This window comes from Serratia nematodiphila DZ0503SBS1 (genome assembly GCF_000738675.1).
GTDB classification, from domain to species: domain Bacteria; phylum Pseudomonadota; class Gammaproteobacteria; order Enterobacterales; family Enterobacteriaceae; genus Serratia; species Serratia nematodiphila.
This window is the reverse complement of the sequence record NZ_JPUX01000001.1, coordinates 532,109-552,635: the sequence shown is the minus strand read 5'-3', so window position 1 is coordinate 552,635 and position 20,527 is coordinate 532,109. Positions and strand designations below refer to the sequence as shown.

Annotated in this window: 22 protein-coding genes; 2 read left to right on the top strand and 20 right to left on the bottom strand. The window is 54.8% G+C overall.

Going from position 1 to position 20,527, the window contains the following annotated elements; translation table 11 throughout:
* Positions 1–247: 247 nt before the first annotated feature.
* The gene (locus JL05_RS02450; RefSeq protein ID WP_135637722.1) at positions 248–1,165 is read left to right on the top strand and encodes a LysR family transcriptional regulator; all 918 of its coding nucleotides are present in this window, start codon (positions 248–250) and stop codon (positions 1,163–1,165) included.
* Between the two features lie 69 nt (positions 1,166–1,234).
* Here JL05_RS02450 and JL05_RS02445 read toward each other — a convergent pair whose 3' ends face one another.
* From JL05_RS02445 to JL05_RS02395, 12 genes are all read right to left on the bottom strand, one after another.
* On the bottom strand, positions 1,235–1,522 hold the full coding sequence (locus tag JL05_RS02445) for a hypothetical protein (protein WP_033631567.1): 288 nt from the start codon (positions 1,520–1,522) through the stop codon (positions 1,235–1,237).
* Between the two features lie 505 nt (positions 1,523–2,027).
* On the bottom strand, positions 2,028–2,570 hold the full coding sequence (locus JL05_RS02440; protein WP_033631565.1) for a helix-turn-helix transcriptional regulator: 543 nt from the start codon (positions 2,568–2,570) through the stop codon (positions 2,028–2,030).
* A 218-nt stretch (positions 2,571–2,788) separates the two neighbouring features.
* The gene (locus tag JL05_RS25265; RefSeq protein WP_135637721.1) at positions 2,789–3,607 is read right to left on the bottom strand and encodes an MrpH family fimbial adhesin; all 819 of its coding nucleotides are present in this window, start codon (positions 3,605–3,607) and stop codon (positions 2,789–2,791) included.
* A gap of 232 nt (positions 3,608–3,839) precedes the next feature.
* Entirely contained in the window at positions 3,840–4,364 is a 525-nt protein-coding gene (locus tag JL05_RS02435) for a fimbrial protein (RefSeq protein ID WP_033631564.1), read from the bottom strand.
* Positions 4,365–4,801: 437 nt separating this feature from the next.
* Positions 4,802–5,620 (bottom strand): MrpH family fimbial adhesin, encoded by an 819-nt coding sequence (locus tag JL05_RS25260; RefSeq protein ID WP_135637720.1) that lies wholly within the window; start codon positions 5,618–5,620, stop codon positions 4,802–4,804.
* A gap of 150 nt (positions 5,621–5,770) precedes the next feature.
* The gene (locus tag JL05_RS02425; protein ID WP_050501219.1) at positions 5,771–6,259 is read right to left on the bottom strand and encodes a fimbrial protein; all 489 of its coding nucleotides are present in this window, start codon (positions 6,257–6,259) and stop codon (positions 5,771–5,773) included.
* Between the two features lie 13 nt (positions 6,260–6,272).
* Positions 6,273–6,788 (bottom strand): fimbrial protein, encoded by a 516-nt coding sequence (locus JL05_RS02420; protein ID WP_050501218.1) that lies wholly within the window; start codon positions 6,786–6,788, stop codon positions 6,273–6,275.
* 13 nt (positions 6,789–6,801) lie between these two features.
* Positions 6,802–7,464 carry a fimbrial protein gene (locus tag JL05_RS02415; protein ID WP_033631562.1) on the bottom strand — a complete coding sequence of 221 codons (663 nt, stop codon included), beginning with the start codon at positions 7,462–7,464 and terminating at the stop codon, positions 6,802–6,804.
* 37 nt (positions 7,465–7,501) lie between these two features.
* Positions 7,502–8,260, bottom strand: coding sequence for a fimbria/pilus periplasmic chaperone (locus JL05_RS02410; RefSeq protein ID WP_033631561.1), 759 nt, complete (start codon positions 8,258–8,260; stop codon positions 7,502–7,504).
* 43 nt (positions 8,261–8,303) lie between these two features.
* Positions 8,304–10,835 carry an outer membrane usher protein gene (locus JL05_RS02405; RefSeq protein WP_033631560.1) on the bottom strand — a complete coding sequence of 844 codons (2,532 nt, stop codon included), beginning with the start codon at positions 10,833–10,835 and terminating at the stop codon, positions 8,304–8,306.
* A gap of 47 nt (positions 10,836–10,882) precedes the next feature.
* Positions 10,883–11,428, bottom strand: a complete 546-nt coding sequence (locus tag JL05_RS02400; protein WP_033631559.1) for a fimbrial protein — start codon at positions 11,426–11,428, stop codon at positions 10,883–10,885.
* A gap of 94 nt (positions 11,429–11,522) precedes the next feature.
* The gene (locus JL05_RS02395; RefSeq protein ID WP_033631557.1) at positions 11,523–12,080 is read right to left on the bottom strand and encodes a fimbrial protein; all 558 of its coding nucleotides are present in this window, start codon (positions 12,078–12,080) and stop codon (positions 11,523–11,525) included.
* A gap of 430 nt (positions 12,081–12,510) precedes the next feature.
* Here JL05_RS02395 and JL05_RS02390 point away from each other — a divergent pair, with 430 nt between their 5' ends.
* Complete coding sequence (locus tag JL05_RS02390; RefSeq protein ID WP_033631556.1) at positions 12,511–13,266, top strand: winged helix-turn-helix domain-containing protein; 756 nt, start codon at positions 12,511–12,513, stop codon at positions 13,264–13,266.
* A gap of 77 nt (positions 13,267–13,343) precedes the next feature.
* Here JL05_RS02390 and JL05_RS02385 read toward each other — a convergent pair whose 3' ends face one another.
* The 8 genes from JL05_RS02385 to JL05_RS02355 form a co-directional block, all read right to left on the bottom strand.
* A complete protein-coding gene (locus tag JL05_RS02385) occupies positions 13,344–13,808 on the bottom strand; it encodes a hypothetical protein (RefSeq protein ID WP_033631555.1) in 465 nt (154 codons plus the stop codon).
* A 3-nt stretch (positions 13,809–13,811) separates the two neighbouring features.
* A complete protein-coding gene (locus JL05_RS25685) occupies positions 13,812–14,315 on the bottom strand; it encodes a hypothetical protein (protein WP_238545829.1) in 504 nt (167 codons plus the stop codon).
* 6 nt (positions 14,316–14,321) lie between these two features.
* A complete protein-coding gene (locus JL05_RS25680) occupies positions 14,322–14,552 on the bottom strand; it encodes a winged helix-turn-helix domain-containing protein (protein WP_238545828.1) in 231 nt (76 codons plus the stop codon).
* A 319-nt stretch (positions 14,553–14,871) separates the two neighbouring features.
* Entirely contained in the window at positions 14,872–15,489 is a 618-nt protein-coding gene (locus tag JL05_RS02375) for a DUF2238 domain-containing protein (protein WP_050501217.1), read from the bottom strand.
* Positions 15,490–15,610: 121 nt separating this feature from the next.
* The gene (gene yncE, locus JL05_RS02370) at positions 15,611–16,630 is read right to left on the bottom strand and encodes a 7-bladed beta-propeller protein YncE (RefSeq protein ID WP_374930568.1); all 1,020 of its coding nucleotides are present in this window, start codon (positions 16,628–16,630) and stop codon (positions 15,611–15,613) included.
* Positions 16,631–16,736: 106 nt separating this feature from the next.
* Complete coding sequence (locus JL05_RS02365; RefSeq protein ID WP_016929399.1) at positions 16,737–17,597, bottom strand: isochorismatase; 861 nt, start codon at positions 17,595–17,597, stop codon at positions 16,737–16,739.
* 3 nt (positions 17,598–17,600) lie between these two features.
* The gene (locus tag JL05_RS02360) at positions 17,601–19,229 is read right to left on the bottom strand and encodes a (2,3-dihydroxybenzoyl)adenylate synthase (RefSeq protein WP_033631553.1); all 1,629 of its coding nucleotides are present in this window, start codon (positions 19,227–19,229) and stop codon (positions 17,601–17,603) included.
* 7 nt (positions 19,230–19,236) lie between these two features.
* Positions 19,237–20,442, bottom strand: a complete 1,206-nt coding sequence (locus tag JL05_RS02355; RefSeq protein WP_050501216.1) for an isochorismate synthase — start codon at positions 20,440–20,442, stop codon at positions 19,237–19,239.
* Positions 20,443–20,527: the final 85 nt, after the last annotated feature.

Sequence of the window (20,527 nt, the reverse complement as noted above, 5' to 3'; positions counted from 1 at the left end):
CTCCTGAAAATGAAATCAGCACCAACCATAAATATCAGAGCAAACAACCAATAACAGGTTGAGCTTATGTATTTCACTTATATAGACGAATTGAATTCAGCTAAAAAGCTTATTCTTTAATAAAAAGGAAAAACCACCTATGATGAGTGGCCAATACATATTTTATTTTCATCCGCGACGATATCGCTCATGGGCGCGCTCGTCTAACACCCATTTTGCATCGTATTGATACCTTAAAGGCATAATCGTGGAGCTGCGTCATTTACGCTATTTTATCGCCGTCGCGGAAGAGCAGAATTTCAGCCGGGCGGCTGAGCGGCTGCATATCAGCCAACCGCCGCTCAGCCGGCAAATTCAGCAGTTGGAGGCGAGTCTGGGGGTGAGGCTGTTTAAACGCGGCTCGCGTCCGCTGGTGCTGACCGCGGCCGGGCGCTTTCTCTATGGGCACGCACTGCAATTCCTGGCGCAAAGTCTCGAATTGAAGACCATGACCCAGCGCGTGGGGCAAGTAGAGCGCCCGCTATCGCTCGGTTTTGTCGCCTCAACGCTCTATGACATCCTGCCGCAGCTGATTCGCCGTTTCCGAACCGCTCACCCCGAAGTGGGTCTGAGCCTGCATGAAATGACCACTCTGGAACAGACCCGGGCGCTCAAGGAAGGGAAAATCGATGTAGGATTCGGCCGCATTCGCCATGAAGACATGCATATACGCCGCATTATCCTGCGAGAAGAGCCTCTGATGGCGGCCTTAGCGGCCGATCACCCGCTGGCGCGTTCGGAGGGATTAACGCTGCGCGCCCTACAGGCGGAAACGCTGATCGTTTACCCGCAAACGCCGCGCCCAAGCTTTGCCGATCAGGTACTGGCGACCTTTCGCGATCGTGCGTTAGTCCCCAGAAAAATCATGGAGGTGCGGGAACTGCAGGTCGCATTGGGGCTGGTCGCCGCAGGTGAAGGCATCGCGTTGGTTCCCCACTGCCTGCACAGCCTGAAGCGCCCGGACGTGGTCTACAACGCATTGAACGAACAGCGCCTGGTTTCCCCGATCATCATGAGCATCCTGCAGTTGGATGAATCTGAAGATATCAAGACACTGTTGCGGATGATTTACACCCTGTATGACGAACAAGGCATTGCCTACATCAAGCCTGAACGGCAAGATTGAGATACCTATGGCGGGCAAAACGAAGAAAAAGCCCGCCATCGTCGTGGCGGGCTTGACTACATACACTCCTTATTGGCAAATCGAAGCGTATTTCTTCATAAACGGGCTGGCGCAAATTGACGCGTAAATGTCTTTTTGCAGTTGGCTGGCGCTAGAATCCGGCTTTTGCGAACCGCCAACGTTTACACCGGTGCCGTTGTTGCCGTTAGTGCTGCCGTTAATGCTCACGTCAACGGAAGTTCCGCCACCGCTGCCGCTATTGCCATTGAGACCGCCTTCAATCACCAGCCCGGCCTGCGCCAGCTGCGAACACATCAGCAGTGTGCAACCCAGCAATGCGATTTTTTTTCTCATCATGTCCTTCTCCTTGTTTATTGAATTATCCGCTTGTATTTATTTCCCTGTGCGGCAGACCCTGTACCGGTTTCCTGTTGCGGCTAACGCCCTCTTTCACCTATCGCCAATCGCCTTTTCTTCATGCGCTGATCGTGTTTGAAAAACGCATATAAACTCAGAAAAAACAAAAAAATCGCCAGATAAAAAAGATCCAATTTACCTTCCCTGGGTACACCCCGGCACCACACAAATATAATATTCACCTGATAAATGGCCTTTCAGAACTCATAAGCCATCTCGCGTTATGAGCCAAAAAAAGCAGGGCTAACCCCTGCTCATCGATAAATAGCCATTAATAAACCTATAGTATTTTTTTCACAGCCTGCGCGACATGCTTGTGAACTATCCTTTCAGATTTAACATTCGCGCCACTGATATATAAAATACATAGCCATTTCATTAAAATTGAAAATAACGGGGGTGTCAGAATAACAAAAAAGAAGAATTAGAGTATCCCTCATCAAGGTTAAGAATATTCTCCCTCTTGGGACAACAGCCAATAAATAAACTCATGATTGCGGCTTAACATCAACTTGCTCATAACCGATCGTTTATGACTGTGCACGGTTTTTACGCTGACCCCTAACAGCCTGGCGGTTTGCGATTGATCGACCCCGCTGCGGAGATAGTTCACCACCTGCCATTCGCGTTGGGTCAGGGTCTGAGGTTTGACAAGAACAGAGTCAGAACCAGACAATGCCTCATTCAACAACTCAAACAGCTTGATCTGATCATCCGTGCGGTAAAGCACGCGCACAGCATCTTTCACTGCTGAAATAGGCCGTTCTTTAACGGTGACGACCTTCGGAGCACCACCTTGGCTTGTTCTGCGCCAGCGCTGGGCGCGCCGCCGGGAGGAGGCAAGCACCATATCAGGCTGTTCCGCAGCGCCAGGGGCTAAAAAGCAGATGGTTCTATTATTTTTCTTAGCATACTTTTCAATACTGAGCCGCAGGCCCTCGGCAAAATAACGGTTCTCGTCGTCAATGACAATGTTAATATTACTCATCCTTATCACCCCTCTCTATCTTGTGGAAAAACCATCTTGGATGGTCATAAATTATCCCCCCCAAAAAAAGCATTAAAATTAACAATATGTTAATTTCCTGATTTCATTCCTACCGATTGCTTTGAGAGTCATATGTAATGCCCTCATCAGTCTTTACCAAACTTACTTTTATTAACCAATTATCTCGTTTACTTTCATCTAAATAAGAGAGATATGAGCTATGGCAAAGCAATTATGATGGTTTTTGAACCCTGAAATGTTCCAGTACTACCATCATAACCAGCCAGCGTGGAGGTCAAGCTCAGTAAAACCCCCGTCGGTGTAACGGTTACCACCTTTCCGCGGCCTATATTTACGCCGTCCACCTGCAAGTCGCTGCGAAAACCGTTAACTCCATTGAAAAAAATACTGTCAGAATTATCTGCCGACACAATGCGCACCTGTAAATCAGAACTGCACTGCGCATTCAAGGTAGCTTTGGCCGTATTCCCGTTGGTTTTGTCCGGGCTGAGTACGCCATGCCTCAACTCAATATTCGGCAGATAAAAATCGCAGTAAGTAGGGGTGATTTGGTGCTGGCAAACATTTGGGCCGCCAGGTAAATGCAAAAATAGGGCGCCCCCACCAGAGTTACGATAGCCAAGGAAGAAACATATTTCCCCCCCCCCACCCGCGGTTTTTCCGGTAATTGTTCTATTAAATAGCCCTCGTTGTATTAGATACTCGCCCAACTCACCCAACGTTTTCTTTTCTCTTGCTTGCTCATCTATCCATATAGCCTCTGATGGGTATCTTACTCCATAAACATCATAATATAGGATATAAAGCTCACAAGCGTTGCCACCTCGACAGTGATACAGTGGGTTACTGGTCATATTGCCAGTATCCCATGACGTTATCCTGGCTTTAATTTCATAAATGTCCCCCGGGAACACTTCCGTCTCTATCTCCCAGGGAGATGAATACGCTGGCAAAGATGCAATCAGTGACAACGAAAATAAAATTTTAAAGATAAAATCCTTTAATCCATCATTCATTATACGTCCTCAACCACGATTATCTGTAATTTATTAATAAGCTTCCAGTAAAGTTCAAGGTCGTCAGTATAGAGAAAAATCCCCCCACATCCTTTCATTATACAGACATGCATGTCGTTGCTGATTCCCGCTTCATCTTTTCAACAAAAACATCCTGGAACCGTAGCAAGAAATCATTTGTGCAATAAAGAACAAATCTATCACATAAGAAGTAAAGAGACTGTTCGCTCAATTAATCATAGTTTAAGGACAACGTTGAAACGGCGGTAAATTGCCCTCGACCTATACTCTTACTATTAATAGCCTCAGGCTCACCACGCACATAAGCTTTAAGCGTAATTCTATTGCTCCCTTCCTGTAGTCGCAGTTTCCCCGAAGGCTGATTCAAGGGTAATAGCTCACCTGAAACATTCTCCAGGCCAATGGCGATGCCGCTCGCACCACCGCTACTGATAGCCAGCAACCCCGGCAGCGCAACGCTTTCCGTACCGCTGAAGGAAACGCTTACCGTTTCGCCAAGGCTGAGATCGCACTCCGTCAGCTGTATGGAAAACTCTTTCCCCGCCGTACGCTGATTGAGATAAAGATATTTATCAATCACCGTGCCAAAATCCAGCTCGATATTTTCCTCTCCAGGGGGAATCACGCAAGGCTCCGCCACCAGCTCACCACGGTAGTTAACCGCCACCGTAGGCGGGGCTCCCCAACCGGTGTGGCTCATACACAGCAGAGCCATCGCTAACGCTGTCTTTTTCATCCCTTCCTCCTGGTTGATATCGTATAAAAACGCTTATATCCGCGATGTGCACAGTCATAATCAAGATCGAGTGATGCCCTCTCCTCCGTCACAAATGCTCATCACCAGCCATATATTTGTCCGATTCGCCAGGCAATTAATTAAAAAATCGGAAACATTACTACTCGCAAATGCCATTCTCAGATTTACAAGCACACTGTTGCTTCGCCACATATATCTGTTCAACCAGGTCGTCACGCAGTACCGCGATAACGACGCGGCACAGAGGGAGAGATATCTCGTTACCTATCGGTCTCCAAAATATTCTAGCCTATGGACACCTAACGTATTTATAGCAGCGCCTTGTGTGGCAAGGTAAGCAGCACCTTTAAACTCCATTATAGAAATATCAGTGCTGCTGTTTCTTATGAAAGTCACGCTAAAAATATCCATACCGATTACGGTAAAGAAACAATGATCGCTTTAGAGCCCTGAAACACCCCAATACTGCCATCATACCCCATCAGCGTGGAGCTTAAGGTTAACGTCACCCCTTGGGGCGTTGCCTCAACGACTTTCCCTTCACCTAAATCCTTGCCATCTATTTTCAGTTCACTCCGGAACTGTTTCCCACCATTAAAGTAAACGCTGCCGTCTCTGTCTGCCGACATAATTCGCACCGGATATTTGGAACTGCACGTCACATGCAGCGAGGTGCTGACCGTCTGACCATTCACCTCCTCGTCGCGCAGCACGCCATGGCGCAGCTCAATCTCTTTTTCCGCCAGGTCACAATAGGAGGGATCAACCACCGGCGGAACACATTGCATCCCCCCAGGAAAACGAGCTGGCCCATAGCTTCCGTTTCCGCCAGAAATCTTCCCCCAATAGCCAAAAAAGACACATACATTTTTGTCAGGAAAGCCTTTTCGACTATAGAACTCCCTATTAAAGAATCCTGAATTAGCAAAGCTTTGCGCCAGTTCCCCCATGGTCTTGCTGGTCGTGAGTCCTGGGAAGCTCACTTCGTTCATGGGAGAACCCGTCGTCCCAGCGGCTACTACCCAAAAGGTGACGCTACATAGATAAGAGCAACCATACAGCGGATTCGGCGTGACATCGCCAATATCCCAGTAAGTGACTTTGGCAAAATACTGTTTTTCTCTGGGTGAAAATCGAATGTCAGAACTCCACCCCGCCCAAGCGCCGGAAGTATATAAGAGCAGTAATATAAAAAAACTTCTTACTACATTTAATCTGGTTAACGTGTTAACCATGATATTGAGCCTCGTTCACTGAATCTATTAAGCATATGAGGCCTGAGTCCGCTACCGAGGATATCAATTTCAGGCAACCGTAGTCACACCGGCACAAGCATCTTGTTCTCTTTCCCGCTATTTACCCTCGCGCAGTTAACAGCGGCGAACTCACTCATATTTAAGCAGGAACGATGCGGAAGCATTGAACGCACCCGGCACCAGCTCCGTATTCACTTTCCGGACAGGCACCACCTGGAAATTAAGATCCATATCAGCCAGACCGTTAATCGCACCGCCGACGCCAAGATCAACAAAAGCGCCATTTTTTTGCCACTGCGCCTTAATCCCCAACCCCTTGACGTTAGTGGCCAACGCCGCCGTATCAAAACTACTGGGTTGACCGACATAGTAAATCTTATAGGCAACATCGAATTCCGCCGGGCAACTCACCTTCACCGAAAACGACTTCTTGTAACGCTCCCCATCGATTTTATTAACGCCCACCGTTTCAAAATCCACGTTTATCGGTTGCCCATCATTGAGCTCACAGGGCACATCCTCGCGTAGCGTCCCTTTGAAACTCATGTTTTCCACTGCTATCCCCTCTCGAGTAGTGATACCCAATAGGATGAGGCAAACTATGCCAAGCTTTTTCATCGTTGCCTCTCCTCTATTGATAGGCTAGCAGCAGGGTGGCGCCGGCAGTAAAGTCACCGCCGGGCAGCTTCGCATTCGCTCTTTTTACCGGAACGGCCTCTAATGGAGGAGCCTGACTACCCGAGTAGGTGAACTTCAGCCAGCTATTAATGGGCAATGGCTTCCCATCAGAACGAAACGCCACCCCGAAGTCGCTGATATTAGTCCGCAGCGCGGAAGCGTCGAACGCGGTCGCACCGCCTTGGATTTTCATCTGCATGGCATTGGACTTAATGCCCGAACATTTCAGCGTATAATCAACCGATTTCTTATAATTGTTGCCATCCACCTTGACCGTCAGGATCTCGCCGAAGTCCACTTCAATGGTTTTATTGTCGTTAATCACGCAAGACGGTGTTTCCAGTACGGTGACGCTGACCGTTACAGTGGTCGCCGCATTGGCCAATGGTGACATTCCCACACAGAGAAGACACATCGCCGCATTGCGCCAAAGGCTGCAACTACCGGCCGGGTTGAATATGTGCGCCATGCTTCTCAACTCCTTAGTCATAGCTCAGGCTAAAATCCACCGTGGCGCGATAGGCTCCGGCCGCCAGACGGGCCGCCGTGCGTTCCGGCGCCACGCTATAGCTCAAGGTATTCTGCCCCGGCGTCAGCAGCAGCGGTTCCCCGCGGCTGCCCAGCCGCACATCCTGTCCACGGCTGTCGGTAAGACGCAATCCCAACCCGGCAACACCCTGAGCCCTGACCAGCTGCGGATTATCCGCATCCTGCCCGGCGCGGAAAGTGACCGTTACCGCCGGTTGATCATTGGCCCAGGTTAAGGCGCCGGTGCGTGAATCCCGGCTGCCGGCCGGGCTGCGCAGGCAGTCTCTCAGCCGTAACTCAAAGGCTACCGGCACGCCGCGGTCACCAATATTCTGCAGGCGCCCGGTGCCGATCTCCCCCAGGCTGATAACCTGCCACGCGCTTTCCATCTCCAGCCGACAGGCGCTCTCCGTCAGCGCGCCGCGCACCTGCAGCACGCCATTGGCGCCGTCGGTGTACCAGTTATCCGCCACCTGCCCTTGCGCAGCCGGCATCAGCCACAGCATCGCCCCGAGGGTGAGGGGCACCATCAGCGCCAGCCCACCCAAGGTGCCGTAATACCGACAGTCGTGACGCTCCGGCAGGTGTTTTCTCAGTTTCTCGCTCATCCATTGCATCTTTATTCCTCCCGATGACCCGCCGCAGCCGGTGGTGTTACGACTTGCTCTTTTCCGGCACGACCTGGCAGGCGCTGCCGCTGCAGTTAAAGCTCAGCTGCGGGCGACCGCCGTAGTCGTTGATATAGGTCAGCACCGGGCCGTTACCCAACGCGCTGGCGTTGACGCCGAGCGGCGCACTGCTCTTCGGCGGCACCATCAACGGCTCGAAACCTTGCACGCCAGCCACGCCTTTCCTGGCCCCTGCGTCCACCAAAGTGACGTAATAAGGCGTCGGGTTATTCACCACATACTTATCGCCCTGCTTGCTCAGCGTCAGCTGCTCTTGCCATGGCGCGGCATTCTGCTGCGGTGCAATCGCCGACGGGCGATAGAACAGCTTGATGCGCGTCTGCAGCGCAATCTGCAGCGTATTCGGCTTGTCGCTCTTCGGCGGGATCTCACGCAGGTTGAAGTAGTAGAGCGATTCCCTGTCCTGCGGCAGCTGTTTGGTCGCCGGCAGCGCCTGGATCTTCACCTGGCTCGGCTTGCCCGGCTCCACGCGCTGCACCGGCGGCAACACGGCCAGAGGGCTCTGGATCTTGTTGCCCTTTTCGTCCTCCAGCCAGCCCTGCGCCAGGTATGGCAACTGCTTGTTCTGGTTGCTGATATTCAGGCTGACAGACTTTTCGCTGCCGTCGAAGATCACCCGGGTGCGATCCAGCGCGATAGCGGCCTGCGCCTGCGGCGCCAGCAGCGCGCCCAACAGCGCGGCGGTCAGCAATTGATGTTTGCTCATGGTAAAGTTCTTTTTCATACGTTTATCACTCTTACAGATTCAAATAGGGTGTTCGCGTTCATTACGCCTCTGGCTCATTGGCCGGCAACGCCCGGCACGGCAGCAGCAGGTTGCTCATCATGTCAGCCGGCAACGCTTGCGGCAGGCTGATGGCGCACTGCGCCGCGCCGTTCCAGTGCACGGTCATGCTTTCACCTGGCCGGATGCCGCTCAGGTAGACGCTGCCGCCGTCGTTCACAATCCCTGTATCCTGTTTGCTGGCGTTCATCACCGTGGCGCCGAACGGCGGCGTGCTGCCGTCCGCCAGCCGGATAACCGCCATCGCCTTCTCCCCGGCGAGCACATCAAACTTGCGATAACCGATTGCGCCTTCGGTCAGGGTGGCCTGCACCACCGATTTGGTGGCCTCGGCGTTATCCCCCAGTTGGTTCAGATCGATGCTGGCCTTGTTGCGGTAGTAGCTGTTAACGTCCGTCACCACCGCCTTGCCCCAGCGGTTGGTATCTACGGTGCTGCCGTAACCACGCACCGGCACCCCGGCCACGCCGCCGGTATCCAGCAGCAGCCGGGTACTGCCCGGCATGCCGATGCGGTGCAGCGCGCCGCCTTCTGCCGTTAAGGTCGCACCGCCCTGCGCGCTGAAGCCCAGCGCGCTGTAGCTGCCCTGCTGATAGCTGGCGTTGGCGCTCAACTGGGCCACATCGCCCTCACGGCTGTAATAGCCGCTGAAGTTGGCGCCGTTTCTGGCGCTGCCGACGTTCAGCTGATAGTTGCTATGCTCATCCAACCGATCGTAATACCCCACTCGCTGGCTGCTGTCGTGACGGTTTACCGTCGCGCTGTAGCTAAGGTTGGCTCCCTGGCCCCACGGCAGCGACAGCGACAGGTACATGCCGTCGTCGTTGGTGTTTTCGTACTTGTTGCGGTACCCGGTCAACGACAGGCTCAGGTTGCGGAAGCGGCCGATATCGAAATAGCGCGACAGCGTCAGGTTGTAACGGTCATTGGCCGGTCGATCCCAATAGGTCTGGTGGTCATAGTTCAGGTACAGGCTCAGGCCGATATCCCGGAACTGCTGATTAAAGGTGATGGTGTACATCTCCTTGTTGTTGCCCACCCGGCCGCCATAGTAACGCGCGTCCAGATACTCGCTCATGCTCATAAAGTCCTGCTCCGAGAAGCGGTAGCCGGCGAAGGTCACCTGGCTGTCGGTCTCGTCGAAGGTCTTCGAATAGCTCAGGCGGTATGAACCGCCGCTCAGCGTGCCGTCCTGCTGCGGCAACCGCGCCCGCGACTGGGTGGCGTCGAACGACAGTGCACCCAGCGCCATCAGATCGCGGCCGATACCCAGCGAAGCCGCGTTGTAATCGCCGCCAAACAGGCCGCCGCCGTACAGCGACCAACCGTTGCTCACCCCCCAGGAAAACTCGCCGGTGCCGAACAGCGGCCCATTGCTGCGGTGCTGCCAGTCTGAAGGTTTGCCCGCCGCCATTTTGAAGCGCCAGGAACCGGGGCGCGTCAGGTATGGAATGCTGGCGGTGTTCATTTTGAACGCCTGCACGCTGCCGTCTTGCTCCTCCACCCGCACGTCCAACTCGCCGGAGACCGCCTCGCTGATGTCCTGGATGCGGAACGGCCCCGCCGCCACCTGAGTCTCATAAATCACCCGCCCCTGCTGGCTGATGGTGACTTTGGCGTTGGTTTTCGCCACCCCGACCACTTCCGGGGCATAGCCGCGCAGGTTCGGCGGCAGCATGTTGTCGTCAGATACCAGGCTAACGCCGGTGAAACGGAAGCTGTCGAACAGGCCGGAGTTGAGGTAGTCCTCACCCAGCGTCAGGCGTGAGCGCAGCGCAGAAACGGCCCGATAGGCGTAGTAACGGCTCCAGTCCAGCCGCTGATCGGTACCCTGGCCGCTGCCGGTTTGGTGATTGAGCTGCCCCTGCCAGTCAGCGCGCAATCGCCAGGCACCGACGTTGGCGCCGGCGGTGCCGTTGCCGCTCAGGCTGTTACTCTGCTCACCGCTCCGCTCCTGGCGCTGAGTCTGGCCGTTAACGTTATAGTCAAACAGCAGGCCCGGAATGCCCTCATCCCAGCGCGACGGCGGATCCCAGTCAGGCGAGGAATATTCCAGATAGGCCTGCGGAATGCTCAAATACAGTGCCGCCGTGGCTAAATCGCCGCGCGCCTCCATGCCCTTCAGGCTGGCGATATCCAGACACTCGTCCTGATGCCACCAACGCAGTCCTTTTGATGCATCCGGTTTCAGCCCCAGCTGTTCCACCAGCGCCGGTGAAATACAGGCCTGGCTGCCCTGAGCATCGTCATCCGGCGGATAAAAACTGACGCTCTGTTCCGGCAACTCATTGTTATTAAGATGAATCACCATGGCATAGGCGCCCGGCATGATATAGCCGCTGCGTGAAAACTGGCTCAGGTCGATATTTTTTCTATCGTTCACGTCCAAAATATCGGTATTAAACTGAATGCCATCCTCGGCTTCTGCCTTTGGCGTTAAATGCGCTAACGCCAGAAATATACCGATACTTAGCGCATGAGGACGAAACAGCTTCCATGCAGGAGAAAAAAACATATCCACGACCCTGTTTATTTAATAGTATTTATCGGCAGAGCTCAGCCTCAGTAATAGTCCATTTTAAAACGCACCGCAGAATAATACTCCCCTGCCTGCAGTGGCTGATTATTAGCGACCAGCCGCATTTGGTAGTTAAGCAGCATTCTTTCCGGCAATATTTCTCGAATGGGCAACGGGTTTCCTGGGTGGGCAATATTTCCTTCTGCATCGACGATTTGCAATCCGATGCCTTTTGCCCCACCATGCATCTCAAATAACTCCCCGTCGGCATCCCCGTCAAAAGTCACCCGAAAACCACTCCAGTCCGGCAATTTACTCTCAGCCCGAGATAAAACACAGTTAATTAGCTCAATGGAGAAATAACGAGCGCCCCCGCTGCCGTCGCGAATAATATCTGCAACCGGTGTGACATCCATATCGATTAGCTGTTCCCGACTGCCGGCGGCAATAGCGCAGGCGGTATTGATAATGGCTCCTTGCATATTGACCTGTCCCCATCCTTGACTGGGGCGAGCGGCCTGAACGTTATCCGCGATTAACATTAAGGACAATAGGCAAGGAAGCATTAATTTTGCAGGAAAATAACTCATTGAATGTTCCCTATTCACAGAATTTCCACCGCTCGAATCCCGGGAAAAGCATGCGGGCAAGCCCGCATGCTGCATTATCACTGCACAACCGGACTTACTGGTAAGCCAGGGTGAAGTCAGCCACGGACTGGAAGTCACCCGGGGTGATAACAGCGGTAGAAGCCTTGTTGCCCTGCAGGTAGGCGGAGAAGCTCAGGGTGTTATTGCCATCACCCAGCGCTTGCGCTGAAGAAGCCTTACCCAGCTCGATCACCTTGCCAGAACCGTCGGTGATGGCGATGCCGGCGCCTTTAGCGGTACCGGTAATGCCCAGCAGCTTAGCGTCCTCTACTGAAGCTGCGCCGGTGAAGGTGATAGCAACAGCATTATTCTTGCCAACGCCATTTGCATCACCAGCGTTCAGCTCGCAGTTTTCCAGCTTAATCTGGAAGTTTTTCGGCGTAGACTGGCCGCCGTTTTTCAGCGCCACGTTGGAAATCTGGCCCAGGTTAACGGTCTGGTCTACGGTTTCCGGGGTAATTGAGCAAGGCGCGTCAATGATTGCACCTTTAAAGGTTACGGTGCCGTGACCCTGATCTTTTACCGCTGCGTGAGCCACAGACGTTACGCCGAAAGCCAATACTGCTGCCATCATGATTTTATTCAGTTTCATATTAAATCCCTTACATTCCTTAGTAAGAAAGAGGTACTCATTGACGTCAATTAGATCAACAATTCACTCTTGATGTTTAACGCGCCGCTTTATTGTCGAGCGCAGGTTCTTTCGCTGATACCTGCCTTTCAGCGTTCCGTATCAGTGGCAACAAATTTACCCCGTTCAAATCAAAAATAAAACGTTATGTCGCAAAAAGATAAAAACACAGGATTTATACATAAAAAACACACATTAAATAGGTTTAAACTCTAAAAAATAGAAATTAAATGACCTTATTTATTTTTTAATACTTACACACTTAGACCCGGGTTAATATAATTATATGAATAGATGGAAAAATCCTATTGACCATTAATACCAAGGATTGAAAAAACAGCACACAGGTCTCAGAATAATCTCTCGACAGGTAAGTTGACAGGTTAAAAAAATGATTTTCCATATAAATAACAACGTTCTCTATGATGAAGATGAGAACACATTGTCGCATATTGATAATGCGGCGACTAAAATAGTCTTACTTAGACCCAGCGCCAGGCTGTTATCACTGTTCATCCGTAACAATAATGTGTTATTAATGCGTGAAAGGTTGCTTAATGATGTATGGGTTGAGCATGGTCTTAAGGCCTCGAACAACAATCTGAATAACTATGTATCAGGGTTGCGCAAATCGCTGGCGCAGTTCGGCGAAGAGGCGCTTATTGTTACCTATCCGCGTCAGGGGTTTAAGTTCACCGCAGATATCATTCATGAAGTAAATAATAATGAGGAGGTAAAAAAACCGGAAAACAATCAAGAAGGAGATATTGAAGTCAGTAAGATGACTAAGAAAGAAGCGCGGCATAATAGCGTCAATAGCCCATTCAGGCGCCTTCTGCTGGCATTTTTAGCCTGCCTGGTGCCGTTTGCAGCTATCGTGCTTTATCAAAACGCCACCCGTATCAGCATGTATCCTTTGGGCGACTACGACCGCTGCCAAATATACAGCATGAATTCGGGGAGCGGCCACTTATCCGAAATCAAGCGATTTATCCAGCGCGCTGGTTTTAATTGTAGAAGTAAAGCTGACGTGTATTACTATGATAACATTCGTGATGAAGCGTCGCAGAAGGGCAAAGAGCTGTTAACCTTCTGCCCGCGAGAAAAAAGCAGCCCGTGTATCTACAATTATATCGACAAAGAATAGCATTGACATTGCAAGATGTTACCTCACCAGGCCATCTCACTCTCAGGATCCCCTTGCCCTAGCCAAGGGGATTTATCTTAGGGTGTAGCACACACAAATAACGGCGCATGGTTATCGGCAAACAAGAAATGCCGGCTATCAATTTGCTCGATACGCCAGTGTATTTGCATACCTTCCACCGGTAACCGCCGATTAAAATCCTCAAGCCTTATCGAGTCATGCGGTTTCTTGATATTTTCCTTCACCCACAGCGTATAGTTATTGCCCTGCCGCCGATAATCCATAACCAGAGTGCGTGAGATAACATAGTGATCCTTGCCATCATAGGCTCTGCCGTTCAACAATATGTTGATGCGCCGCGGGCCGTCGGGAACCACATTTATCAGAACAATGCGTCCAATGCTGCGGCCGGCAATGTTGTCAGTTACATGTTCAACCGCCCGGCACTCCGGGATTTGCGGTCTGAAAAATAAAAAGTAACCGGCGACGGCGCAGCACCCCATAGCCAGTAACGCCGCAATCGCGTAACCATATCGCTTCATCGCTTACAGGCCCCAGCTTTCATAGAAACTCTCGCATTGCACCTTGTTATCCGCCATTTGCGACTCTGGGCAGTAATAAAAATAGGACGTTCGGGTTCTCCCGGAACCGTTTGGCGCCAGTGTTTGCGTGTCGTAGTAGAGCAGCGTCGCCGGTTCGTTGCAGTGAATCTGCGGCCGCCGCTTCAACATGTCGCGCAGATGATCCAAATCGACCTTGTTGATTGCCGGCTTATGATAAGTGGTGATAAGGCGCACGCTGCAGCTGTCGATGCGCCCCCCGTCGATCGTGCTGATCGGCTGATAACCTGTATCGCACCACGCCCAAATACCGCTGCCCAACGCCAGAACCAGCAAAGCCGCCAGTGCGGCGGCTTTGAAACGCGTATAGCTGCGTACAGCGACGGAGCCTACTTCAGGGGGGGCGCCCACCTCCTGGCCCATCTCCGGGGCCGGCTCCTCTGCGGGCGCCTGGCTGTCCGCGGTTTTGATCGTAGCGGCGGTGAACATAAAACCTTACCGCGGCAAGGTGACGATGATCTCCTCCTCGCCAAGCGAAGAGAACGCCTTGCGTAAAATTGAAATGGTGTTGTTGAGGTTGTTACCGGAAGCGACCTGGCCATGAGCCTCCCACACCTGCGTCAACAACGTCTCTCTGGATAACACCAGATTGTTGTTTCTGACTAATGTGGAGAGCAGGCGGTTCAGCGTGGCCGTCAGCGTAATCGGCGGGATATCGTCATTCACCGAGACCAATTCCGATCTATCTTCGTGATATTTAATATTATTATTAATTATGTATCTCATAATTCCCTGCGCTACAAACCATGTCAACGCCAATTCCCCACCAAACAACATGATATTAGCACAGCAATTATAATAAGAAAATTCTTACTAATTAAATATAAATTCATATAAAACAATAGAATAAGAACAATAAATCATAGAGAATAGCGGAACCTTGGGCGCAGCTAAGGCTCCCTGCCTTCGCTTGATGCGACAACGTTCATTGCGATATATATAAAAAAACCCGCCATAACGGCGGGCTAATTCGGTTTGAAATTTATCAAACTAAGCGAGCAATTTGCCGCTCCTGCCAACGCCCAAACAGCAACAGGCCGCATATCGCCCCCAGCAGCGCGCAGAACATGTCGGACTGGGTGTCCCACGGGTCGCCCTGGGTGCCGAGAAACTCGTCGGCGCCCTGGCCCAGCGCCAGCGCCGCCCACCACTCGATCAGCTCATACAGGGCGCTGATCGCCAGCGCGATGCAGCACACCACGAAGCCCAGCATCTTGCCCCCCTGCACATAACCACCGCGCAGCAGGATTTCGCGCGCCGCCAGCGCCGGCACCAGCCCCTGGAAGAAGTGCCCCAGTTTGTCGTACGGGTTACGGCCAAGACCCAGCCACTGCTGTACCTCAAACCCCAGTGGCACGCGGGCATAGCTGTACATGCCGCCGAAAATCAGGATCAGCGCGTGGAAGAAAATCAGCGTGTAGAGCAGCGGCGTCAGCGGGTAACGGCGATGGGTCAGCCACAGCAGCGGCAAAACGATCAAGACCGGCGCCACCTCCATCAGCCAGGTGGTGCGATCGTAAGGGCTGATGCCGCTGTGGATCAGCGCGGCCAGCAGCAGCAGAGTGATAACGGACAACAACAGCGGAGAGCGTGAGACGGGCATATCCAACGTTCCTTCGGGTCAATAAGGCAATCCACACTTTATACCGCAGATCGCACGGCGAAAAAAAACAGGCGGAGCGTCGCCGCTTCGCCTGTTCGGTGTGCGCTTACCCAGCGTAGGATTATTTCAGCGCGACGCGGATCACGTCATCCGGCGCGGTCGCTTCTTTCTCGCGGCTGGAAGCCTGTTTGACGCTGACGTACAGCGTCTGGCCATCCGGCGACAGCGCCAGGCTGTTCGGGTGGGTCGGCGTCTTGATGGTGTTCAGCACCTTGTAGCTCTTGGCGTCGATCACGCTCACTTCGCCCGCCTGGCGGTGGGTGACGTAAACTTCATTGCGCGCCGGGTTGAACAGCACCGCCAGCGATTCCGGCACGTCGATCTTGCTCAGGATGTTGCCGTTGCGGGTATCCACCACCAGCACCTGCGGCTGCTTGGAATCGGTGATGAAGGCACGGTGAGTGGCGGTATCCAGGCTGATGTTCAGGAAGAAATGCTCTTTAGACTCATCCAGCTTCTTGCGCGACAGCACCTTGTTGCTCTGAGTATCGATGGTCACCAGCTCGCCGTCGGCGTTGGTGACGTACAGGCGTTTGGCGGCGGCGTCCAGCGCCAGGCCGGTGCCGTACTTGCCGGTGTCGCTCACGGTGGCGCGCAGGGTCAGATCCTTGCCGTCCACCACCCACACCACGCTGGAATCCCCCAGCCCGGTGATATACAGGGTATCGCTGTCGGCATCCGCCACCAGTTCGCGCGGCGCCAGCGGCTTGACGGTTTCGGAACGCTGGCGCGCGTCCAGCACCAGGCGGCCTTTCACGTCGCCGGTCTTGGCGTCGATGGCGGTCACCGAGTTATTGACCGTGTTACCGAAGAACAGCGTGCCGGTCTTGGCGTTGACGGCGGCGCCAAACGGCTTGATGTCGTTATGGATAATTTGGGTCACGTCCAGCGTGGTCGGATCCAGACGGTAAACGATGCCGCCCTTGTCCAGCTTGCGGCTCTGCGAGGTGGCCAGGTAGAGCGCATTCTCGCTCGGGCTGTAGGCCATTTCATAGGCGCCTTTGCCGACCGGCTTGCGCAGCACTTCCGGCGCGGTTTGCGCCTGCAAGGTGTTGGAGAACAGCAGCGTAGACAGCAGCATCAGCGGAAATGCCGCGCGTTTTCCCTTGGTAATCAAAGTATTCATCAAAATCTCCTTATAAAGCCAACAGGGTGGCCGAACGGCCGCCCTCTGCTCGTGATTAAAATCAGGCTTTCTCTTCGGAAAGCAGCGCCCACCAGCTGTCGATGGTCGGGTTACGCGCCAGCGCGATAAAGTCGATGTCGCTGCGGATCTTGCGCCAGCGGGTCGCCAGTTCCATGATGCGCACCGAATCCAGGCCGTAATCGATCAGGTTTTCATCGTTGCCCATGTCTTCGCTGTCTTCGTCCAGCAGCGGCAGGATCTGCTGACGCAGCGCATCGATGCTGGCGATGCCGGCCGCCGGCAGCAGAGACGCGGTGGTCACCACCCGGCCGCAGCGGCCGGCGGTGTAGCGCAGCGCCATCAGGTGTTCGTCGCGCGAGAAGTCCGCCAGGCCGTCGGCCACCATGAACGGCTGGATGTTGCGCATGAAGGCGTCGATGGCGGTGGTCAGGCAGCCAATGTGCGCATACACACCGCAGATGATCAGCTGATCGCGGCCGGACTCCTGCAGGATCTCCTGCAGCGGCGAGCGATGGAAGGCGCTGTAGCGCCATTTCACCAGCACCGTATCGTCTTCGTCCGGCGCCAGCGCAGCGGTCACCGCCTGCTGCTCAGGGTGTTTGTTCAGACCCGGACCCCACATGTCGTTCAACAGCGCGCGATCTTCATCGCTCTGCTGGTTCGGCTGCGCGGTATAGAACACCGGGATGCCCTGCTGCTTGCAGTAGCGGCGCAGGTTGGCGATGTTCTCCACCACCTGTTTAATCAGCGCGCTGTCCTCGCCCCAGAAGTTGAGGAAATACTGCTGCATATCGTGGATCAACAGCGCGGCGCGCTGCGGCTCCACCTGCCAGGTGACTTTATTTTGCGGCAGTTCGTCCGCCGTCGGCAGCGCGTAGTCATTAAGTTTTGGAATGGCCATCGATTAATCTCCCTGAGCCTGAGTCTGTAGTTGCGCGTCGAGCTGCTGGCGCAGCCGTTTTTTGTCCACTTTGCCGACCGGAGTCAGCGGCAGGCTGTCCACCTGAATAAAGCGATCCGGCAGCTTGAAGTCCGCCACGCCCTGTTCGCGCAGGTGGCGGCGCAGCACCACCGGTTTCAGCGGCGCGTTGGCGATGATATAGGCGCAGCTCTTCTCCCCCATCAGCGCATCCGGCATCGATACCAGCGCGGCGTTGATCACGTCCGGATGACGCAGCAGCAGGTTCTCGATCTCCTCGGCGGCGATCTTCTCCCCGCCGCGGTTGATCTGGTCTTTCTGCCGCCCCTGCACGGTGATGTAGCCGTCTTCGCTGATGCTGATCAGATCGCCGGAGCAGTAGAAACCCTCGGCGTCGAAAGCATCGGCGTTGTGCGCCGGGCTCTGGTAGTAACCGCGGAAGGTGTAAGGCCCGCGCGTCATCAACCGTCCGACCTCGCCCGCCGGCAACGGATTACCGTCGTCATCCGCCACCCACACTTCGTCGTCCGGCGACATCGGCCGCCCTTGCGTCGCCAGGATGTGGCGTTCGTCATCGTCCAGCCGGGTGTAGTTCACCAGCCCTTCCGCCATGCCGAACACCTGCTGCAGTTGGCAACCGATTTCGTTCTGAATGCGCGCCGCCAGCGTCTCGCCCAGCTTGGCGCCGCCCACCTGCAGCAGTTTCAGGCTGGCGAGCTGGGCATTGCCGCCCCACTCTTCGATCGCCTGCAGCCACAGCGTGACCGCCGGCGGCACCAGCGCCGTCACGTTGATTTGGTGCTGTTCGATCAGGCGGAAGCATTGCCCGGCGTCCGGATCGGCGGCGAACACCACCAGCCCGGCGCCATAAAACACGCCCAGCACGCCCGGCGAACTCATCGGGTAGTTGTGCGCCACCGGCAGCGCGCACAGATAGCGGGTCTGCGCGTCGAAGCGGCAGATCTCCACGCTGCGGCGAATGCTGTAGTAGTAATCATTGTGGGTGCGCGGGATCAGCTTCGGCGTACCGGTGCTGCCGCCGGAAAGCTGGAAGAACGCCACCTGATCAGCCGCGGAAGGCTGCGCGACGAAACCGTCGCTCGCTTCGTCCAGCCAGGCGGCCAGCGCCAGCTCGCCCTCGGCCTGGCTGCGCAGCGCCACGACGCGCAGCGAAGGATGCGCATCGCGGAAGGCGTTCAGGAATTGATCGTCGGCAAACAGCGCGTGCTGGCGATCGGCGATCAGCAGCGCCGGTTTGATCTGCTCGGCATAGGCGTTCAGCTCACTGCGCTGATGGCTGAACAGCGCGTTGACCGGCGCCACACCAATTTTCAGCAGCGCGAAGAACACGATATAGAACTCCGCCACGTTGCCCAGCTGCACCAGCGCGGTGTCGCCGGATTTCACGCCGCGGCGCAGCAAAGCAGCCGCCAGACGATCGGAACGCTGCTGCAGCTCGCGGTAGGTCAGGCTGCCCTGGGCGTCGATAATCGCCGGGGCGTCGTTGTTGGCCTGGCGGTCGAGGATCTCGGTCAGCGGCTTGTCAGTCCAGTAGCCGCGCTCGCGATAGCGGCTGGCGAACTCCGCCGGCCAGGGGGTAAAGGCAATGCTCATCTTGTCGTTATCCTTGATTTATACCAAAGGCACGCAGAATGGTGCTGAGTTTGGTGCCTGTTTCATGCCATTCAGATTCGGGTGAAGAGTCTTCCACGATGCCGGCGCCGGCGAACAGCCGTACCCGGTTGCCGTCAACGGTGCCGCAGCGGATAGTCACTACCCACTCGCCGTTGCCTTCGTCGTCGCACCAGCCGACGATGCCGCCGAACAGGCCGCGATCGAACGGCTCCAGCTTGCCGATCAGGGCGTGCGCCTCGGCCGTCGGCATGCCGCACAGCGCCGGCGTCGGGTGCAGCAGGCAGGCCAGCGACAGGGCGTTTTCGTCTGGAGACGCCGCCTCGCCGTCGATCGGCGTGGAGAGATGCCACAGCGTGGTGGTGGTCAGCAATTCAGGGGTGTGCGGCACGTTCAGGTAGCGGCAGCGGCCGGCCAGCACGTCACGCATGCTTTCGGTGACGATGCGATGCTCGTGGCGATCTTTCGCCGAGGCCATCAGCCGCTCTCCCACTTCGCGATCGCGCTGCGGGTCGGCCTCGCGCCGGGCGGAACCGGCCAGCGGGTTAGAATAGAAACGGCCGCCGTCCTGGCGCAGCAGCAGCTCCGGGCTGGCACCCAACAGCGCGCCCTGCTCCAGCGGCACATGGAAATGGAAACCATGCGGGTTCTGGGCAATCACGCGCGCCATCAGCGCATGGCGATCCACCGGCTGACGCGTTTCGATCTCCAGCAGGCGCGACAAGACCACTTTATCCAGCTCACCGGCCTTCATCGCGTCGACGGCGTCGCTGACCATGTTCATGAACGGCTGCTGTGGCGGCAGTTCCGTTACGCCGGCCAGCTCCGGCCCGTCCGCCACCGGCCTAACGCCGGCCATAAAGGCGGCGCGATCGAACCAGCGGCTCTGCTGCGGAATAAACAGCGCCGAAGGCTGCCGGGTATCGAACGGGATGGCGCCGCACAGCAGCGGTTTTTTGATGCCGGCCTGGCGGGCCTCGGCAAACGCCTGCCGCACGCTGCGCTGGAACTCGCCGTTCAGATCGGCGCCGTCAGCGGCCGGCAGGCGAATGCGGCTGAAACAACCGGTGGTGGTCAAGCTGCGGAAAGGGGAGGTAAAGAAGAAGCCCGACGCCGGAGAAAAATCAGCGGCGAACCGGTGTTCTTCGCGCTCCTGCATTTCCTTTCGATTGATGTCGTTCACGGCAGTATCCATCGCTTCGCCCTCAAGGATTTGAAGTGATAACCAATATAATAATGATTATCATTTGAGTTAATTCCGCGCTAAATTACTCGCCGAT

Excerpts from the sequence above, each read along its gene's own strand:
- JL05_RS02445 (WP_033631567.1), bottom strand. The coding sequence starts at position 1,522 with ATGATGAGAAAAAAAATCGCATTGCTGGGTTGCACACTGCTGATGTGT.
- JL05_RS02440 (WP_033631565.1), bottom strand. The coding sequence starts at position 2,570 with ATGAGTAATATTAACATTGTCATTGACGACGAGAACCGTTATTTTGCC.
- JL05_RS25265 (WP_135637721.1), bottom strand. The coding sequence starts at position 3,607 with ATGAATGATGGATTAAAGGATTTTATCTTTAAAATTTTATTTTCGTTG.
- JL05_RS02435 (WP_033631564.1), bottom strand. The coding sequence starts at position 4,364 with ATGAAAAAGACAGCGTTAGCGATGGCTCTGCTGTGTATGAGCCACACC.
- JL05_RS25260 (WP_135637720.1), bottom strand. The coding sequence starts at position 5,620 with ATGGTTAACACGTTAACCAGATTAAATGTAGTAAGAAGTTTTTTTATA.
- JL05_RS02425 (WP_050501219.1), bottom strand. The coding sequence starts at position 6,259 with ATGAAAAAGCTTGGCATAGTTTGCCTCATCCTATTGGGTATCACTACT.
- JL05_RS02420 (WP_050501218.1), bottom strand. The coding sequence starts at position 6,788 with ATGGCGCACATATTCAACCCGGCCGGTAGTTGCAGCCTTTGGCGCAAT.
- JL05_RS02415 (WP_033631562.1), bottom strand. The coding sequence starts at position 7,464 with ATGCAATGGATGAGCGAGAAACTGAGAAAACACCTGCCGGAGCGTCAC.
- JL05_RS02410 (WP_033631561.1), bottom strand. The coding sequence starts at position 8,260 with ATGAAAAAGAACTTTACCATGAGCAAACATCAATTGCTGACCGCCGCG.
- JL05_RS02405 (WP_033631560.1), bottom strand. The coding sequence starts at position 10,835 with ATGTTTTTTTCTCCTGCATGGAAGCTGTTTCGTCCTCATGCGCTAAGT.
- JL05_RS02400 (WP_033631559.1), bottom strand. The coding sequence starts at position 11,428 with ATGAGTTATTTTCCTGCAAAATTAATGCTTCCTTGCCTATTGTCCTTA.
- JL05_RS02395 (WP_033631557.1), bottom strand. The coding sequence starts at position 12,080 with ATGAAACTGAATAAAATCATGATGGCAGCAGTATTGGCTTTCGGCGTA.
- JL05_RS02390 (WP_033631556.1), top strand. The coding sequence starts at position 12,511 with ATGATTTTCCATATAAATAACAACGTTCTCTATGATGAAGATGAGAAC.
- JL05_RS02385 (WP_033631555.1), bottom strand. The coding sequence starts at position 13,808 with ATGAAGCGATATGGTTACGCGATTGCGGCGTTACTGGCTATGGGGTGC.
- JL05_RS25685 (WP_238545829.1), bottom strand. The coding sequence starts at position 14,315 with ATGTTCACCGCCGCTACGATCAAAACCGCGGACAGCCAGGCGCCCGCA.
- JL05_RS02375 (WP_050501217.1), bottom strand. The coding sequence starts at position 15,489 with ATGCCCGTCTCACGCTCTCCGCTGTTGTTGTCCGTTATCACTCTGCTG.
- yncE (WP_374930568.1), bottom strand. The coding sequence starts at position 16,630 with ATGCTGCTGTCTACGCTGCTGTTCTCCAACACCTTGCAGGCGCAAACC.
- JL05_RS02365 (WP_016929399.1), bottom strand. The coding sequence starts at position 17,597 with ATGGCCATTCCAAAACTTAATGACTACGCGCTGCCGACGGCGGACGAA.
- JL05_RS02360 (WP_033631553.1), bottom strand. The coding sequence starts at position 19,229 with ATGAGCATTGCCTTTACCCCCTGGCCGGCGGAGTTCGCCAGCCGCTAT.
- JL05_RS02355 (WP_050501216.1), bottom strand. The coding sequence starts at position 20,442 with ATGGATACTGCCGTGAACGACATCAATCGAAAGGAAATGCAGGAGCGC.